This is a genomic window from Janthinobacterium sp. SUN073 (assembly GCF_030397665.1).
Classification (GTDB): domain Bacteria; phylum Pseudomonadota; class Gammaproteobacteria; order Burkholderiales; family Burkholderiaceae_D; genus Janthinobacterium.
The window spans coordinates 46055-63986 of record NZ_JAPUBT010000011.1; the positions used below are offsets into that span (position 1 = coordinate 46055).

At 59.0% G+C, this 17932-nt stretch carries 21 protein-coding genes; 19 read left to right on the top strand and 2 right to left on the bottom strand.

All coding sequences use genetic code 11. From position 1 onward, the window contains the following. The first annotated feature begins 50 nt into the window (after positions 1-50). The 19 genes from O0882_RS23560 (at position 51) to O0882_RS23650 (ending at position 15070) form a co-directional block, all read left to right on the top strand. Positions 51-422, top strand: coding sequence for a hypothetical protein (locus O0882_RS23560; protein ID WP_070224671.1), 372 nt, complete (start codon positions 51-53; stop codon positions 420-422). Further along, positions 422-982, top strand: coding sequence for a glycosyl hydrolase 108 family protein (locus O0882_RS23565; protein WP_289952013.1), 561 nt, complete (start codon positions 422-424; stop codon positions 980-982). The genes O0882_RS23560 and O0882_RS23565 overlap by 1 nt, the downstream gene beginning before the upstream one ends. Continuing rightward, complete coding sequence (locus O0882_RS23570) at positions 979-1491, top strand: lysis system i-spanin subunit Rz (protein WP_289952016.1); 513 nt, start codon at positions 979-981, stop codon at positions 1489-1491. Before O0882_RS23565 ends, O0882_RS23570 begins: the two co-directional genes overlap by 4 nt. Next, positions 1475-1963, top strand: coding sequence for a phage tail protein (locus O0882_RS23575; RefSeq protein ID WP_289952017.1), 489 nt, complete (start codon positions 1475-1477; stop codon positions 1961-1963). Before O0882_RS23570 ends, O0882_RS23575 begins: the two co-directional genes overlap by 17 nt. Next, entirely contained in the window at positions 1960-2427 is a 468-nt protein-coding gene (locus O0882_RS23580) for a phage virion morphogenesis protein (protein ID WP_289952018.1), read from the top strand. Before O0882_RS23575 ends, O0882_RS23580 begins: the two co-directional genes overlap by 4 nt. 96 nt (positions 2428-2523) lie before the next feature. After that, positions 2524-3252 carry a hypothetical protein gene (locus O0882_RS23585; RefSeq protein WP_289952019.1) on the top strand — a complete coding sequence of 243 codons (729 nt, stop codon included), beginning with the start codon at positions 2524-2526 and terminating at the stop codon, positions 3250-3252. A gap of 174 nt (positions 3253-3426) precedes the next feature. Beyond that, a complete protein-coding gene (locus O0882_RS23590) occupies positions 3427-4089 on the top strand; it encodes a phage baseplate assembly protein V (protein ID WP_289952021.1) in 663 nt (220 codons plus the stop codon). Continuing rightward, on the top strand, positions 4086-4430 hold the full coding sequence (locus tag O0882_RS23595; protein WP_289952023.1) for a GPW/gp25 family protein: 345 nt from the start codon (positions 4086-4088) through the stop codon (positions 4428-4430). Before O0882_RS23590 ends, O0882_RS23595 begins: the two co-directional genes overlap by 4 nt. Continuing rightward, positions 4427-5338: a baseplate J/gp47 family protein gene (locus tag O0882_RS23600; protein ID WP_289952025.1), complete on the top strand. Its 912-nt coding sequence runs from the start codon at positions 4427-4429 to the stop codon at positions 5336-5338. Before O0882_RS23595 ends, O0882_RS23600 begins: the two co-directional genes overlap by 4 nt. Beyond that, positions 5331-5951: a phage tail protein I gene (locus O0882_RS23605; RefSeq protein WP_289952027.1), complete on the top strand. Its 621-nt coding sequence runs from the start codon at positions 5331-5333 to the stop codon at positions 5949-5951. Before O0882_RS23600 ends, O0882_RS23605 begins: the two co-directional genes overlap by 8 nt. Beyond that, entirely contained in the window at positions 5948-7579 is a 1632-nt protein-coding gene (locus tag O0882_RS23610) for a phage tail protein (protein ID WP_289952029.1), read from the top strand. The genes O0882_RS23605 and O0882_RS23610 overlap by 4 nt, the downstream gene beginning before the upstream one ends. Before the next feature lies 1 nt (position 7580). Further along, entirely contained in the window at positions 7581-8102 is a 522-nt protein-coding gene (locus O0882_RS23615) for a hypothetical protein (RefSeq protein ID WP_289952031.1), read from the top strand. A gap of 34 nt (positions 8103-8136) precedes the next feature. Then, complete coding sequence (locus tag O0882_RS23620; RefSeq protein ID WP_289952033.1) at positions 8137-9312, top strand: phage tail sheath protein; 1176 nt, start codon at positions 8137-8139, stop codon at positions 9310-9312. Between the two features lie 53 nt (positions 9313-9365). Further along, positions 9366-9875, top strand: a complete 510-nt coding sequence (locus tag O0882_RS23625; protein WP_289952034.1) for a phage major tail tube protein — start codon at positions 9366-9368, stop codon at positions 9873-9875. Between the two features lie 40 nt (positions 9876-9915). After that, positions 9916-10224 carry a phage tail assembly protein gene (locus O0882_RS23630; protein WP_289952036.1) on the top strand — a complete coding sequence of 103 codons (309 nt, stop codon included), beginning with the start codon at positions 9916-9918 and terminating at the stop codon, positions 10222-10224. An 8-nt stretch (positions 10225-10232) separates the two neighbouring features. Further along, on the top strand, positions 10233-10346 hold the full coding sequence (locus tag O0882_RS23635) for a GpE family phage tail protein (protein WP_071650284.1): 114 nt from the start codon (positions 10233-10235) through the stop codon (positions 10344-10346). Then, positions 10347-13217: a phage tail protein gene (locus O0882_RS23640; RefSeq protein ID WP_289952039.1), complete on the top strand. Its 2871-nt coding sequence runs from the start codon at positions 10347-10349 to the stop codon at positions 13215-13217. Between the two features lie 15 nt (positions 13218-13232). After that, positions 13233-13841: a phage tail protein gene (locus tag O0882_RS23645; RefSeq protein WP_289952040.1), complete on the top strand. Its 609-nt coding sequence runs from the start codon at positions 13233-13235 to the stop codon at positions 13839-13841. Further along, the gene (locus O0882_RS23650) at positions 13838-15070 is read left to right on the top strand and encodes a phage late control D family protein (RefSeq protein ID WP_289952042.1); all 1233 of its coding nucleotides are present in this window, start codon (positions 13838-13840) and stop codon (positions 15068-15070) included. The genes O0882_RS23645 and O0882_RS23650 overlap by 4 nt, the downstream gene beginning before the upstream one ends. Positions 15071-15152: 82 nt before the next feature. Here the strand turns inward: O0882_RS23650 and O0882_RS23655 are convergent, their stop codons facing one another. After that, the gene (locus O0882_RS23655; protein ID WP_289952044.1) at positions 15153-16214 is read right to left on the bottom strand and encodes a hypothetical protein; all 1062 of its coding nucleotides are present in this window, start codon (positions 16212-16214) and stop codon (positions 15153-15155) included. Between the two features lie 106 nt (positions 16215-16320). After that, positions 16321-17766 (bottom strand): toll/interleukin-1 receptor domain-containing protein, encoded by a 1446-nt coding sequence (locus tag O0882_RS23660; RefSeq protein ID WP_289952046.1) that lies wholly within the window; start codon positions 17764-17766, stop codon positions 16321-16323. Positions 17767-17932: the final 166 nt, after the last annotated feature.

Genomic DNA, 17932 nt, shown 5'->3' on the forward strand with positions numbered 1-17932 from the left:
CTTTATCCATCATGAAAAATCTCTCACCCCTCACCTCGGAGTATCAAGCAATGTCTGCAGAATCGTTTGGTGGTTTCGCCACCCTGGTCAAACTGTACGGCTTCAAGGCGGCGCTGGGCATGGTCGGCGCCGCCATGCTGTATATCGTGCTGCCGCCGCTGAATGCCGACGGCACCTTCAACAAGGGCGAGTTCGTCGCCCGCCTGGCCTGCGCGGGCGTGTTCTCGTGCCTGCTGGGCGGCACCGTGTACCAGCTGCTGTGCGCCCAGCTCCCTGCCATCGGCGCCATGGTCAACGCCTCCGCCATCGACCTGATCGTCGGCGCACCCGGCTGGTGGGTATCGCGCGCCGTGGCCCTGTGGTTCCAACGCCGCAGCGACAAGGACATCGCCGAGCTAGTCAAAGACGCGAAGGAGCATTGATGGCCACCACCGACAATCCCCTGATTGCGCGCGTCATCGACGCCATCCTGCGCGCCGAAGGCGGCTACGTGAACGACCCGCAAGACAAGGGCGGCGAAACCAATTACGGCATCACGGTGGCCGTGGCGCGCGCCAACGGCTACACGGGGCCGATGCGCGAGCTGCCCGTGGCTGTGGCGCGCGCCATCTACACGGCCCGCTACATCACGGAACCGAAGTTCGACCAGGTGCTGGCTATCCATACCGGCATCGGCGCCGAAGTGATGGACACGGGCGTGAACATGGGGCCGCACCGCGCGACCGAGTTCCTGCAGCGCTGGCTGAACGGTTTCAACGACACGGGCGCCCGCTATCCCGCCCTGTTCGTCGACGGCCGCTTGGGCGCGCAGTCGCTGGGTGCGCTGGCCGCTTTTCTCAAATGGCGCGGCCAGGATGGCGCCGCCGTGCTGCTGCGCGCCTTGAACGGCCTGCAGGCGGCGCGTTACCTGGAAATCACCGAAGCCAACAAGACCCAGCGCCGTTTTCTGTTCGGCTGGATCAAGGAACGGGTGGCCATGTGAGCACGACCACCTGGCGCCCGCTGGCCGTCGTTCTCCTGTGCGGCACCATCGCGGGCTGGACGACGCAGGGCTGGCGCAAGGATGTCGCCATCGCCGAACTGCAGCGGGCAGCGGCCAGCGACAAAATCACCGCCGCCAGCGCGCTGCGCCAGGCCACCGCCCGCGTGCTCACGCTGGAGCGCGCCGCCGGCGCCGCCCTGGCGCAGCGCGCCGACCACCTCACCCAGGAGCAAACCCATGCGAAAACCGAACGTGACCGTTTCAATGCTGACGTGCGCAGCGGCGCTGTGCGCCTGTCAGTCCCCGTCGCCAGCGGCCAGTGCGCCGCAACTGCAGATACCGCCGCTGCCGCAGGCCATCGGATTGAAGCGCGCGCCGAACTTGACCCATCGACTGCGGCAGCTCTTGACGCCATTGCCGGCGACGGCGACGACGCCACCCGCCAGCTGAACGCCTGCATCGACGCCTACAACCTAGTACGAGATACCTACCATGTACAAACCGAATAGCCTGCGCCAGCACTTGGCCGCCGCCATCCCCGACCTGCAGCGCGACCCCGACCGCCTGCTGGTCTTCGCCGACGAAGGCAACGTCGTGGCGTCGGCCACCGCCTCCCTCTCCTTCGAATACCGCTTCAAGCTCAACCTGATCGTCACAGATTATGCGGGCGATGCCGACGCCATCATGGTGGCCCTGATCGCCTGGCTGAAAGTCCACCAGCTCGACCTGATGGCCAACGAGGAAACCCGCAAGCACGGCATCGCCTTCGAGGTGGATTTTAATAACCATGAAACGGTCGACATTTCCATCAAGCTGGACCTGACCGAGCGCGTGGCCGTCAAGACCGGCGAAACGGGCCGCCTCGACATCAAGCACCTGGCCGAGATACAGCACACGCCGGCCTATGCGGACGAGTTTTGGAAACTGTATGACGGCGACACCCTGCTGGCCGAATGGCGCACGCCCGAGGCGACAGCATGAGCGACGGTCTGCACGCGCTGGAAGCCTGGGCCGGCGCCCTGCTGGCCAAGCTGCAACCGGCCCAGCGCCGCGCCATCAATCACAAGGTGGCCATCGACCTGCGCCGCAGCCAGGCGCAGCGCATCAAGGCGCAGCAGGGGCCGGATGGCGCCGCGTATCCAGCGCGCAAGCGGCGCAAGGAATTCAAGGGCAAGAATGGGCGCATCAAGAGGCAGAAGGCTGCCATGTTCGCCAAGATCCGCACCGCCAAGCATCTGAAAGTAAAGGCGACCGGCGACCAGATTGCAGTCGGCTTCTTTGGCTGGGTGGCGCGCGTGGCGCATGTGCATCAGTTTGGCCGGCAAGACCGACTTTCAAAAAAAGGGCCGTTCTACAAATACCCTGAGAGGCCGCTGCTGGGGTTAAGTGAACCGGATCGATCCCTGATCCGTGAATCTTTACTGCAACACCTGAGACAACCCTAATGGTGTGTGATTAGAACCTCAGCAGACATCAATTTGCAAATTAGTAAAAGGATGTGGAGCCTTCTTCGAGATGCTAAAATTAGCGAAAAAAATAGCATGCTAGAATTTTTCTCATCCGTCTATTTTAATAAGCGTCTTACTTTTGCAAATATCAACTTCCGAAATAAAGGAATAAAATTGTCATTATACATAGATAAAAATAAGCCTTCCCATTATGGTGGTCCCAATCCCAACTTAGATGGTTGGATTTATATTGCATACGACTGCCGGCATTTGGATGAATCAAAAATTGGATTTACAACTAAATCTCTTTGGGGTAGGGTCCAGCAATCTACAACCAATCCCTACTATACTCTTTTCGCTGCTTTCCACGTTTCAGCCGAACAACATAGGGAAATCCGTTATATCGAACATTACTTTCAAAAAATAACAGGTGCCACCTCGATCCAGCACCACTCAACTGGGAGCGAATCGGAATGGTTCAATTCTTCACCAGATGCAGTTTTATCCCAAATTGTAGGAAAAGCGGTAAACGTATTGAAAAATATTATGACGGAAGATTTGGAATTTGATTACACCAAACATGTATATATTCCAAACATAAATCCTTATTCAGCCAGATTAAAGCGTCAACAAGCTGAAGATTTCAAAAGATTTTCCGCTCCAGATATTTTTATTGACGATCTTGAAAAAGGATGGTCAAAATGGCCAGAAAGACCTAATTTCCTTGCGGAGTTAGCCGCTATAGATATTGCTGCCGACCTGCTTATCGCTGGGCCCGACATTCTTATAAGACGGCTAAACTACGATTATGCACTACGTTAATAACAGTGCAATTATAAATCGCAATAAACATAAAAATACATATTAATTCTATTTTTTTACTAGATAGGAACGCACTGAGCCAAATCAAGACATAAATATCAATGGTAGTCGCTATCCTCTTTATCAACCCGCCATCGCGTGCATCCGCACGCGGACTTCGGCAACATGCACTGCATGAACGCCGACCTGTCCGACCTCCTTCGCTTGCTGCAAAACCTGATCCGCCTGGGCACCATCGCCGAGGTCAAGGAGGCCAAGGCGCGCGTGCGGCTTGGGCCGACGCTCACCACCGAATGGCTGAAATGGGCTACACGGCGCGCCGGCAGCACGCGCACCTGGTCGGCGCCCACCATCGGCGAACAGGTGATCGTCTTTTCCCCTGGCGGCGACCTGACGCGCGGCATCATCGTACCGGCGCTGTACTCACAGGAATTTGACGCGCCCGAAACCAGCGACACCATCCACACCACGCATTACCCCGACGGCGCCGTGGTGCAGTACGACCATGCGACCCATGCGCTGACGGCCACGCTGCCCGGCGGCACGGCCACCATCACCGCCGACAAGGTGACATCTAACGCGCCCAGCACCATTTGCACGGGCGACCTGACCGTCATGGGCAATCTGCTTGTCGAGCAATCGGCAACGGTCAACGGCGCCATCGCGCTGAACGGCGGTGTGAACGCCAAGGCCGGCGCCGCTGGCGGCGTGGCCATGACCGTGCAAGGGACGATCAAGGCCAGCGAAGACGTGCTGGCCGGCGCCATCAGCCTGGCCAAACATCCGCACGGCGGCGTCAAAGCCGGCAGCGACCAGTCGGGCGGGCCGCAATCATGATGGGCATGCACGCCGCCACCGGGCGCAGCCTGACGGGCCTGGGCCACCTGCGCCAGTCCGTGACCGACATCATCACGACGCCCATCGGCTCGCGCATCCGGCGCCGCCGCTATGGCTCCGAAGTGCCCGAGCTGATCGACCAGCCCCTGAACAGCGCGACGCAGTTGCGCATCTACGCGGCCACCGCCTTTGCCCTGCGCCGCTGGGAACCGCGTTTGCAGCTCGCCAGCGTGCAGCTCACACGCGACACGGACGGCGCCATCGCGCTGCTGCTCGATGGCACGGCGAATGGCCAGGGCATCACCCTGTCCGTACCCGTCAAGCAAGGCGGTGCCGTATGAGCACGCCCATCGACCTGACCCAATTGCCCGCGCCCAGCGTGGTCGAGGTGCTGGACTTCGAAACCATCCTGGCCACACGCAAAGCTCACCTTGTCAGCCTGCTGCCGGAAGCCGAACGTGCGGCCGTCACGGCCCTGCTGGAACTGGAATCGGAACCGGCCACCAAGCTGCTGGAAGAAAACGCGTATCAGGAAACCATCCTGCGCAACCGCGTCAACGAGGCGGGCAAGGCCGTCATGCTGGCGTTCGCCCTCGATGGCGACCTCGATCAACTGGGCGCCAACGTCAACGTGGCGCGCTTGGTCATCACGCCCGCCAATCCCAACGCCATGCCGCCCGTGGCCGCCGTCATGGAAGACAACGACGCCTACCGCCTGCGCATCCAGGAAGCGCCGGATGGCCTGTCCGTGGCCGGCCCGAAAGCCTCCTACGAATTCCACGCGCGCAGCAGCGACGGCCGCGTCAAGGATGCGAGCGCCACCAGCCCGGCGCCGGCGCACGTCATCGTCACGGTGCTGGCCAACAACGACACCGGCATCGCCGACGCCGCGCTGCTTGCCACCGTGGCGGGCGCGCTCAACGCCGAGGAAGTGCGCCCCCTGGGCGACCGCCTGACGGTGCAAGCCGCCCAGGTCATCGACTACCAGATCGAGGCCAGCCTGTTTATCGGCGTCGGGCCGGAAGTGCCGATTCTGCTGGACGCCGCGCGCGCCAACGCCGTGCGCGTGTCGCAGCCGCGCCGCCCGCTGGGTCACAGCATCTACCGTTCCGCCTGCAGCGCCGCCGTCCACGTCGAAGGCGTGCGCAAGGTCGTCTTGACCAGTCCGGCGGCGGACATCGAACTGAACGCCACCCAGGCCGCGCGCTGCACGGCCATCAAACTGAACGTGATAGTGCTCGATGAATAGGACCGTGCCAACCCTGCCACCCAACACCACGGCGCTGGAGCGCGCCATTGCCGTGGCTTGCGCCGAGCTGGTCAACGTGCCCGTGCCGCTGCGCGAGCTGTGGAATGCCGACCGCTGCCCCGTCAATCTGCTGCCATTCCTGGCCTGGGCCTGTTCCGTCGACCGCTGGGACGACGCCTGGCCCGAATCGATCAAGCGCGGCACCATCAAGGCGTCCTATTTCATCCACAAGCACAAGGGCACGATTGCCGCCGTGCGCCGCGTGGTGGAGTCGCTGGGCTATTTGATCCGCATCACCGAATGGTGGCAAACCACCCCGCCCGGCGTGCCGGGCACTTTCCGCCTCGACGTGGGCGTGCTGGACTCGGGCATCACGGACGCCATGTTTCAGGAAATGGAGCGCCTGATTGCCGACGCCAAGCCCGTCAGCCGCCACATGACGGGCCTGGCCATCTATCTGGAAAGTCGCGGCAGCATCTACGCGGGCGCTTGTGCGTACCACGGCGACGCCATGACCGTGTATCCCTGGATCGCGGAAACCATCGAAGTGCGCGGCACGCTGTTGCAGGCCGGCGCATCCCATACCATCGACACCCTGACCATCTATCCATGAGCACATACTTTGCCATCCTGACCGAAATGGGCGAGGCCAAGCTGGCCAACGCCATCGCCCTGGGTCAAACCCTGAAATTGAAAAGCCTGGCAGTGGGCGACGGCAACGGCAATCTGCCCATGCCATCGCGCACGCAAAAGGCGCTGGTGCATGAAGTGCGCCGTGCCGGCCTAAATCAGCTGACGGTCGACCCGGCCAACACCAGCCAGATCATCGTCGAGCAGGTGCTGCCCGAGGACGTGGGCGGCTGGTGGATACGCGAAATCGGTATCTACGACGAAGCCGGCGACCTGTGCGCGGTGGCCAACTGCCCGCCCAGCTACAAGCCCCTGATGATGGAAGGCAGCGGGCGCACGCAAGTGGTGCGCATCGTGCTGATCGTCGCCAGCACGGCCGCCATCGAGCTGAAGATTGACCCGTCCATCATTCTGGCCACCCGTAAATATGTCGATGACCAGGACATCATTGTCCGCGCCTACAGCGATGAAAAACTGGCCAAGCACCTGGCCGCACCCGACCCGCACCCGCTGCTGGCCAAGGTCGCCTATGTCGATCAGCAGGACGCCAGCGCACGCGCCTATGGCGATCAGCAACTGGCCAAGCACCAGGCTGCTGCCGACCCGCACCCGCTCCTGGCGAAGACCGCCTATGTCGATCAGCAGGATGCCAGCGCGCGCGCCTATGGCGACGAGCAACTGGCCAAGCACCAGGCCACTGCTGACCCGCACCCGCTACTGGCGAAGGCCGCCTATGTCGATCAGCAGGATGCCAGCGCCCGCGCCTACGGCGATCAGCAACTGGCCAAGCACCAGGTCGCTACAGACCCGCATCCGCTCCTGGCGAAGACTGCGTATGTCGATCAGCAGGACAGCAGCGTCGCTGCCTATGGCGACCAGCAACTGGCCAAGCACGTGGCTGCTGCCGATCCGCATTCGCAATACAGTAAAAAAGAAGTGGCAACACTGCCGAAGTTCAACGCGTCGCGCCAGCTGGCCAGCGCCGAGTTTGTACAGCAGGCGCAAGGGAGCATGGTGAAATACGTTGGCGTGAATGCCGACCGCATCTTGACGACAGACGACATGGGCGCCGCCCTGTACTTTACCGCCCCTGGACTGACCCTCACCATTCCCAGCCCGGATTCGCTGGGCATTCCCGCCAATTCGGGCAAGTACTTCAAGCTCTTCGGCCTGAACCAGTCGCCAGGCACGATTGCGTCCGGAGCCGGCGTGGTCATTGGCTATGACGTTGGCGACGTGAAAAAAATCATCATCAAACAAGGCCAGTTCATCACCGTGATGGCGACAAGCAGTCAAGTCTGGCAAGTCATCGATGCGACCGCCGAAATGGGTCGCAATGCCGATTTTTCGTCAAAGCTGGCTGCAAATAACGGCCACCAAAAATTGCCAGGTAATTTCATCATGCAATTTGGTGATGCCACTGCGACGCCCGGAGGAAATTTCATTGCTTTCGATATCGTCTTCCCTGTGGAGTGCTTCGGCGTTTGTCTCACCGGCGCCAACAGCGACGCAGTCAATCGCCTGGGAACCAGCAAGCCAAGCAGGACGGGCTTTACCGCGTACTCGTCCGATTCCACGCCAGCCACCCGCTACATCGCCTTCGGAAAATAATATGACGATCTTCTATTCCAATGCCATCCGTGGTTTTTATCCGGCCGCCATGCGTGCCGACTACGAACGTGCCGGCACCTGGGCAGCCGATGCCGTCGAAGTGACGCCCGAGGACGAAGCCATGCTGCGCGAGGCGATCACCGCCGGCGCGACCATCCGCAAGAAATCCGGCGGCAAGTGGACAATCACCGCGCCCCCGCCACCACCGTTCGCCGTGCTGGCCGCCCCGACACTGGCCAGCGTGCGCCAGACGCGCGACGCCATCCTCAACCGCCTGGCCGGTATCGGCTTTGCCGCCATGGCCAGCGGCGACACGGCCACCGCGCAAGCCATCGCCACGGCGCGCACCTGCCTGCTGGACATCACCACCTGCCCGACAGTCGCCGCAGCGCAGGACATCGAGGCCCTGCAGGCGGCCGTCAACGCCGAATTCCAGCGCATCGCCGAGGCCTTGCCGAATGAGGCACGGCGCGCATTTGATGACGCAGGCTTGGCGCTGGCGCCGGCCGCCAGCACCCAGTAATACCCCGATACTCACCACCTACCAGGAGAACAAGATGGCCACCGACTACCACCATGGCGTGCGCGTCATTGAAATCAACGAGGGTTCGCGCCCCATCCGGACCGTGTCCACGGCCGTGCTGGGCCTGATCGCCACGGCCGACGACGCCGACCCGGCCGCCTTCCCGCTCGACACGCCCGTGCTCGTCACCAACGTGCTGGCCGCCATGGGCAAGGCCGGCAAGACGGGCACCCTGTACCGCAGCCTGCAGGCCATCGCCGCGCAGACCAAGCCACTGACGGTCGTGGTGCGCGTGACCGAAGGCGAAACGGAAGCGGAAACCACCACCAACGCCGTGGGTGGCGTGTCGCCGGACGGCAAGTACCTGGGCGCCCAGGCGCTGCTGGCGGCGCAAAGCAAGCTGGGCGTGAAACCGCGCATCCTGGGCGCGCCAGGCCTCGATACCCAGGCCGTCACCAATGCCCTGGCCAGCGTCGCGCAGCGCCTGCGCGGCTTCGTGTATGCGTCAGCCTATGGCTGTGCCACCGTCACGGCGGCCACCGCCTATCGCGGCCAGTTCGGCCAGCGTGAAGTCATGATGATCTGGCCCGACTTCGTGAACTGGAATACCGCCACCGACGAGGAGGCCAGCATTTCCGCCGTCGCCTACGCCATGGGCCTGCGCGCCAAGATCGACGAGGAAACGGGCTGGCATAAGACCCTGTCCAACGTGGTCGTCAACGGCCCGACCGGCATCACCAAGGACGTGTTTTTCGACCTGCAAGACCCCGCCACCGACGCCGGCGTGCTCAACGCCAAGGAAGTGACCACCCTGATCAACATGGGCGGTTACCGCTTCTGGGGTTCGCGCACCTGCGAGGAACGGGGCGGCTTCTTCTATTTCGAAAGCTACACGCGCACAGCCCAGGTGCTGGCCGACACCATTGCCGAGGCCCACTTCGCCTATGTCGACGTGCCCCTGCATCCGTCCTTGGTGCGCGACCTGCTGGAAAGCATCAACGCCAAGTTCCGCGACCTGAAATTGCAGGGCTACATCATCGACGGCCGCGCCTGGTATGACGAGCAATACAACGACAAGACGGCACTGAAAGACGGCAAGCTGGCCATCGATTACGACTACACGCCCGTGCCGCCGCTGGAAAACCTGAAATTCCAGCAGCGCATTACCGACCGCTACCTGGCCGACTTTGCCTCGCGCATCGCCGCCTAAGCGCCACCACCCTGCCCGCGCCTGCGCGGGCGCATTGAAATACTGGAGAAATTATGGGCCTGCCCCGCAAACTGAAAAACTTCAACCTGTTCCAGAATGGCGTCTCGTTCATGGGCATGGTGCCCGAAGTCACCTTGCCCAAGCTCAGCCGCAAGATGGAAGAGTACCGCGCCGGCGGCATGAGCGGCCCCGTGTCCGTGGACTTCGGCAACGAGGCGCTGTCGCTGGAATGGAGCGGCGGCGGACTGATCGCCGAAGCCCTGAAACAGTACGGCGCGCATGCGCACGGCGCCGTGCAACTGCGCTTTGCAGGCGCCTACCAGGAAGACGATGACGGCACCGTCGCCGCCGTGGAAGTGGTCGTGCGCGGCCGTTACAAGGAAATCGATATGGGCGGAGCCAAGATGGGCGACGACACCACCCACAAATACACCATGGCGTGTAGCTATTACAAGCTGATGATCGACGGCGCCACCGTCATCGAACTGGACTTCATGAGCGGCACCGAGAACTTCGGCGGCGGCGACACGAATGCCGCCATCCGCAAGGCCATCGGCCTGTAATCCCCTTTTTTACTGACCACCCCACCACAAGGAACACAGCATGCACAACGATACCCAAAACAGCGCCATCATCGAACTGGACGACCCGATCAAGCGCGGCGATACCCTCATCACCTCGCTGACCGTACGCAAGCCCAAGGCGGGCGCCCTGCGCGGCATTTCCCTGATCGAGCTGGCCAACCTGAACGTGTCGGCCCTGCAGATCGTGCTGCCACGCATCACCGAACCGACCTTGACCGCGCACGACATCGCCAACATGGACCCGGCCGACCTGCTGGCCGTGGGCGTCGAGGTTGCCGGTTTTTTGGCGAGCAAAGTAGATCGCCTTTCGGTATCCCCGGCGAAGTAGAAGACGCCATGGCCGACATTGCCGGCGTGTTTCACTGGACGCCGGCAGCGATGGACGGCTTTACGATTGATGAACTGATGGCCTGGCGCGAACGCGCCAGGCAGCGAAGCGGAGCGGAATAGATGGCTGGTCGGGATCTGAAATTACAGGTAGTGTTTGCAGCGCTGGACAAGATCACCGGCCCGCTCAAAAAAATCATGGGCGGCTCGAGCGATACGGCCAAGGCCTTGAAGGCGACCAGCGACCGCTTGCGCTATCTAAATGCACAGCAAAAGAACATCAGCAAATTCCGCGAACTGCATGGAGGCCTGGACGCCACGCGCGCCAAGCTGGAAGCGGCGCAGCAGAAAGTGGCCAGCCTTGCCGTCAAGATGAAACAGGCGGAGGCGCCCACGCGGGCCATGACGCGCGAGTTTAACGCCGCCACCAAAGCGGCCGGCGCCTTGAAGACGGCAGGCCAGCAGCAGGCCCAGCAACTGCAGGTCATGCGCGAGCGCCTGGGCGCCGCCGGCATCGGCACCAAAGACTTGGCCAACCACGAGCGCACCTTGCGCCGCGAGATCGAGGCCACAAACAAAACCATGACGCTGCAGCAGCAGAAGCTGGCCAACGCGGCCGCCAAGCAGCAGCGCGTCACCAACGCCACCCAGCATGCGGACAAGCTGCGCAGCAAGGCGGGCAGTATTGCCATGGCCGGCGCGGGCGCGACAGCGGCCGGCGCGGTCATGGCTATGCCTATCGCCAAGGGGCTACACGAGGCGAAGCATTACCAGCTGGAAAAAGCCCGCGTGAATGCGCTGGGCCTGGGGCCGGAAACCAGCCAGCAGGCGATCAAGTTCGCCAAGAACATGAAGACCTACGGCACCAGCCAGAACGAAAACCTGGAACTGGTACGCGACGCGATGTCGATCTTTGGCGACCTGCACCACGCGGAAATGGTCGCGCCCACCCTGGCTAAGATGAAGTTTGCCAACAAGGCTTTCTTTGGCGCCGAGTCGGGCGAAGAGAACGAGCGCATCTTCATGGACTTGCTCAAAGTCATCGAGCAACGCGGCGGCACGGCCAGTTCGGAGAAATTCCACGACCAGGCCAACATGATGCAAAAGGTCATCACGGCCACGGGCGGGCGCGTGGGGCCGACGGAATGGCTGAACTTCATCAAGACGGGCGGCATCGCCGCCAAGATCATGGACGACAAGCAGTTCTATTACCAGATGGAACCGCTGGTGCAGGAAGTCGGCGGCCACCGTGCCGGCACGGCCCTGATGTCCGGCTATTCGAACCTGTATCAGGGGCGTACCACCAAGCGCGCCGTGACCAATCTGGAAAACCTGGGACTGATCGGTGACCACAGTAAAGTGAAGCACGACAAAGTCGGCCAAGTCTCTACGCTTGGCCCTGGCGCCCTGCTGGGCAGTGACATTTTCCGGCGCAGCCAATTTGAGTGGCTGGAGCAGGTGCTGTTGCCACAACTGGAAAAGAAAGGCATCACGGATCCCAAGAAAATTGAGGATACCATCGGCAGCCTGTTTTCGACGCGCACGGCCGGCAATCAGTTTCTGGATATGTTCAAGCAACGCATCCAGATGCACAAGAACGCCAAGCTGAACGCAGGCGCGTACGACATCGAGCAGATTTATGACCTGGGCAAGCAGCAGGCCGGCGGCGCGGAGCTGGAAGCGACGGCCAGACTGGCCAACCTGAAACTGACCATGGGCGAAAAAATCCTGCCGCTGTACGCGCAGGGACTGGAGATGGCGATCAGCGCCATCACGCGCCTGAATGCCTTCATGGAGCGCAACCCGACCACGGCCAAGGTCATGATTACCGCCTTTGCCGTGCTGGCCGGCCTGCTGCTGGTACTCGGGCCGCTGATGCTGGGCATCGCCGCCCTGGTCGGCCCGTATGCCATGCTGCACGTCATGTTCGCCAAAATGGGCGTGACGGGCGGCGTGCTCACGCCCATCTTGCGCAACCTGGGCGGCGCCTTCATGTGGGCAGGCCGGGCCGTGCTGTGGCTGGGCCGCGCTCTTCTGATGAACCCGATTGGCATCGCCATCACAGTCATTGCCGGCGCCGCCTTCCTGATTTATACATACTGGGAGCCGATCAAGGCTTTCTTTGGCGGCCTGTGGTCAGATGTCAAGACGGCGTTTGCCGGCGGCATCGGCGGCGTCAGCGCCCTGATCGTCAACTGGTCGCCACTCGGCCTGTTCTATCGCGCCTTCGCGGGCGTGCTGGGCTGGTTCGGCATCGTGCTGCCGGCCAAGTTCACCGACTTCGGCGCCAGCATCCTGCAGCGCATTACCGCGTCCTGGGTGCCTATTTCCACCTTCTTTGCCGATATCTGGTCACGCCTGCACACGGTCTGCGCCGGCGGCATGGCCAGTATCAGCGCCCTGATTATCAACTGGTCGCCTGTCGGCGTGTTCTACCAGGCGTTCGCGGGCGTCATGAGCTGGTTCGGCATCCAGCTGCCAGCCCAGTTCACCGAATTCGGCGCCAACATCCTGCGCGGCCTGGTCAACGGTATCACCGGGTCCATGGGCGCCGTCAAGGACGCCATCAGCAACGCCGGTTCCAGCACCATTGCCTGGTTCAAGGAAAAGCTGGGCATCCACAGCCCGAGCCGCGTGTTTGCCCAGCTGGGCGACTACACCATGCAGGGCCTGGCCGTGGGCCTGGACCGCAGCGAAGGCGCGCCCATTGCCAAGGTATCGGGCCTGGCGCAACGCCTGACGCAACTTGGCGCCGGCATCGCCATCGGAGCGGCCACGGCGTTACCCGCCAGCGCCTTTGACACGCGCGCCCCGCTGTCCCAGGGCACGTTTGGCGCCGGCATGACCATCCAGGGCGACAAGATCGAAATCACTTTCAACGTGCAGGCCGGCACCGATCCCCAGGCCATCGCGCGCGCCGTGAGCGCGGCGCTCGATCAACGCGACCGCGAAAAGGCGGCGCGCATCCGCTCGTCCCTGCGCGACCACGATTAAGAAGGAATAACCACCATGATGATGATTTTAGGAATGTTCGTCTTCAGCCTGCCGACCCTGGCGTATCACGAGCTGCAGCGGCAAACGGAATGGAAGCACGCCAGCACGGCCCGCGTGGGCCTGCGCGACGCGCACCAGTATGTGGGGCCAGGCGACGACACCATCACCTTGTCGGGCTGGGTGGCGCCGGAACTGACCGGCTCCCTGTATTCGCTCGATGCGCTGCGCATGATGGCCGACACCGGTAAATCGTGGATTCTGATCCAGGGCACGGGCCGCATTCTCGGCTCGTACCGCATCACCAGCATGACCGAGGGCCGCACCATTCTGGACGGCAGCGGCGGCGCGCGCCGCGTCGAGTTCTCGATTGCGCTCAAGCGCGATGACGACGGCGTGCTGGCCATGGTCGGCCTGGGCGACATCGGCGACCTGAAAAACATGCTCAGCATCGACGGCATGACCAGCAGCATTGCCGGTGCGGCCAGGAATGCCGTGGGCAGCGTGGTCGGCAATGTGGTCGGCGGCATCACGTCGAAATATGGCGGCGTGGTCAGCGAGATGAAAGACAAGATCGGCGGCAGCATCAGCGGCGCCATCGGCAGCGCGGCGGATAAGTTCAAATGAGCGAGCATATCCCCGCCTTCAAGGTCAGCATCGAGGACAAGGATTTGACGGCCATCGTGTCGCCGCGGCTGATTAATTTGACGTTGACCCTGTGCCGTGGCGACGAGAGCGACCAGCTCGATATCTCGCTCGATGACACCGACGGCAAGCTGGCCCTGCCGCCGCGCGGCGCGCAGATCGCCCTGGCGCTGGGCTGGCAAGCCACCGGCCTGGTGGACATGGGCAAGTTCACCGTCGACGAGGTGGAGCACAGCGGCGCGCCCGACACCATCACCCTGCGCGCCAGGTCGGCCAACCTGATCGACACCTTCAAACAGCAGCAGGAACACAGCTTTCACAAGACTACCCTGGGCGCCATCATCGAGGCCATAGCCTTCCGCAACGAGCTGGCGTCGGGCGTCTCGGCACGCCTGCGCGACACGGCCATCGAGCACATCGACCAGACCCACGAAAGCGATGCGGCCTTCCTGCGCCGGCTGGGCCGGAAATACGATGCGGTGGCCACCGTCAAGAACGACACCCTGCTCTTCATCCCCATCAACCAGAGCCGCACCGCCAGCGGCAAGGCGCTGCCCGTCATTCCCGTCACGCGTGCCCTGGGCGACGGCCACCGCTACCACAGCGCCGAGAGCGACGCCTACACAGGCGTGCGTGCCTTCTGGCACGATGAGCGCCACGCACGCCGCCGCAGCGTGGTGGCCGGCGTGCCCGGCAACAGCAAGCGCCTGCGCACCACCTTCGCCAATGAAACAGACGCGCGCACGGCGGCCGTGGCCGAATGGCAACGCATCCTGCGCGGCCTGGCCACATTTGAAATGAACCTGGCCTTGGGCAACCCGGCCTTGTTCCCGCAATCGCCCGTGACCGTGCAAGGCTTCAAGCCCGAGATCGACGCCACCGAATGGCTATCGGTCAAGGTCACGCACAGCCTAGGCGGCAGCGGCTTTACCACGCACGTGGAGTTTGAAACGAAGATGGAAGCGGTCGAGGTGGAACGCGAGGACGAGAAAGACCCGGACGAAGGCATCACGGGCGTGGTGGCCAAGTGGAAAGACGTGGCGGCGAAGAAGAAAAAGGCGGGGCAGGAGCAGGCCGGGGCCACGGGCACGCTCAAGACGCTGGAGCATCATTACAAGAGCAAGCAGGCCGCGAAGCGGGCGGCCCTGCATGCCTGGAAGCATATTGAAGAAGTGCGGGACATCATCCGTGAAAATATAGATAATTTTTAAAAGGCTCAATAGTCCATTAAGAAACTTAAAATAAGCTAATTATTTTTTATCGGGAAATTTCACCCATGATACTTCTTACGATCTAATCATCACGAGGCATTCGTCCATCGCAATGTTCACATCCAGTCACATAACTACTCTCCCAATTTCGGGTGCAACGTTCGCCACAACATTCACACTGACTTAGACTGCTAAATAAAGTAAAACAATTCACACAAAAAAACTTCCCCTTGTACTCACAAATAGTTTGATACCCTTGGCATTCATCACAATTGGCAGGAGTATTTGCGTCATAATAATTATTGTAATCCGTCTTCGACTGGTCTAGCAGGCTATAAAAATCGTCAGTTGAAATCTCGTGATCACACTTAGAACATTCAAATGTAGTGTCTACTTTTAAAACTTGATCAGGATCATTGCATTCAGGACACTGCACTTCAAAAAACTCATCCCTCTCAAGGCAAACGTGGCAATAATATTGCTTAAAATCTGGCACGCTCTTATCGAAAATCTCTTCAAACGATTTCTGATGGCATTTAGGGCAATTAAGAAAGGCACATCCTCCCTTTGTTTTACCATCAATCAAATTTTTTATATCAGGGCTAGAGAATTTTGCAACTGCATAATGCTGCGTCAGCAATAAGTGGCTCTCCATCTTTCGGAACCTTGAAAGAAATGGCTTAAACTCTTCAGAAAAATCCTTTGTAATAAATTTATTCAACTCAAACCATGCAACTGCTTGCTCCAACCGAATGGCTTCTTTTTCTTTTTTCGTACTAGCCTTATGAAAAAAATGAACCATTCTATTTCTGTGTATTCTAACCTTATTAAATGCCTCCTTGGCTTCTTTCGTCAATCCATTCTTGTTCTTTAGTGACTTAGATAGCAACTTACAAGAATCTTCAAATGAGACAGAAACGAAGTCTCCGCTTTCATATTTTTCCCTATCGCGCTCTCCGCCTGCAACAACAAGAGACCAATGATCAAGAACAAGAGGGGCTTTTAAAAAAATCTCAACACCCGTATAGAAATTTATAACCGAATGCTTCGTTTCATCTTCCAATTGCGCTATGGCCTTTTCTAAAAAATCGATGCCATTCTCAACCAAATTCTCAAAATCATTTTTTATAGCATCATTTTTCATATTTTTCTTTTCATATTTAAATATACAGCGTGCCACGCAATAAAAACTCTAAAACGACTTTTTGAAAAATATTCTCAATCGAAGAATTAAAAAAAATAACCACTTATCAATCTCGGGTGGCGAGTTTATCTATACCAATGAGCGAAGAGATACTAACCGTTCGATAGCCAAAGCGAGGTGCGCGCTGAGTATTCTTATGCACCTCCAATAAAGGTTTCAAGTCGTCCAACTCTTTTACAGCAAACATGCCCTTAATGCGGTCAAAGTACGCTTTGGATTGGGCACGGGAAAATATCTCGAACGCCCCATGGCTACTACTCGCGGATGCAAGCATTGTAGGCCACCAACTGACATACGAATCGTTTTCAACAGAGAACACTTCACCGCGAAGATACGCAACAAAATCTGCTTGTGCCAACTTCACTTCGCTTAGCCCCGTCCCCGCCAATCGCTCCTTCATGAACACCCCGACAGGAGAGAGGTAGCGTGTTTGCATACGGTTATCGCGATTAATGAGCGTTTTAATCTCGTGGTTAAAAATGGTGAAATCAACCATCCGATCTAGTCCGAACTCTCGATTACGTTCGAAGTAATAACCGTCGTTCAGAAGACGAATGCATAGATCAAATCGTTCATGTGCGATGAATATCGCTACCGCATGAAGGAAAAACTCATACCCAAGGAATTTAAAATTATCGACATCAGTATCATAATAGGATCCATTACGAGCAGGAATGTAGAAGTAGGGAATCAACGACTCAAAGAAACGATGTGTCTTAGCGCCAAAGTCTCCAGCCGTATCATAAACAGCGATAGCTTCGAAAATTTGATTCAGCTCATTTCTAAGAGATATCGTAGGGAGAAGGTTATCAATAAACTGTTCATCCCATTCTTTACTTGGATCCCTGACGATTCGAAGGCGCTCGAAATTTGTAGCGACTATCTGAAAATACTCAGTCAAAGCGCCCCCAGCAGACAGCTTATTACCTTTGATGGCTTCGAGTGCGCGACGAAAAAGCGGCGTTGTCCCAAGCGAGATTTCGGGATCCTCATCGAGATATGCCGGGCGCTCGCCAATAGGTTTCCGCTGATATAGTGGCTTATCATTGATCCAACGAACCAGTCGCTCAAAATTTTCCGCGAAGTCTTCCTGGCCGCTTAGATCAATATATATACGGGAAGCGTAGTAAGTAGGTAGATATGGTTTTCCATCACTGTCTCGCTCCTTAAGCACAGCGACAAATTTGTTCTGATCTGTCGCGGCATATATCTTGGGCGAAATAATTTGCGCCTCGGTTCCGACGCCACCACTCCGAGTATTCGTCTTTTCAGCGTACGCTTTATCGCAAATTAGCAATACCTTCTTAATGTTCGGATCATTAACCATACGCTCCATAAATGCGATTGATTCATGCCCTTCTCGAAGATCAAACTTATCTAAATGAACATAAACCCCTGAGTCTCCTAGATCGTTGGCCAAACCCACCACCCATTGCTCATGTTCCGGGCTAGACCAACTATAAGAAATGAATACTTGGGGTTTTGAATCCATGCTACCTCCCTCAATGAAAGATTGTACTGATCAACATATTTAATGTTAAAACACAACTCAACGATGGCCCTCAAACTTCAAATATACGACAGAATAAATCAAGTATGCGACGTAACTAACTCCAATTACCTCGAACCCAAGTTGGCAAAGTACCTGATGCGGCAGC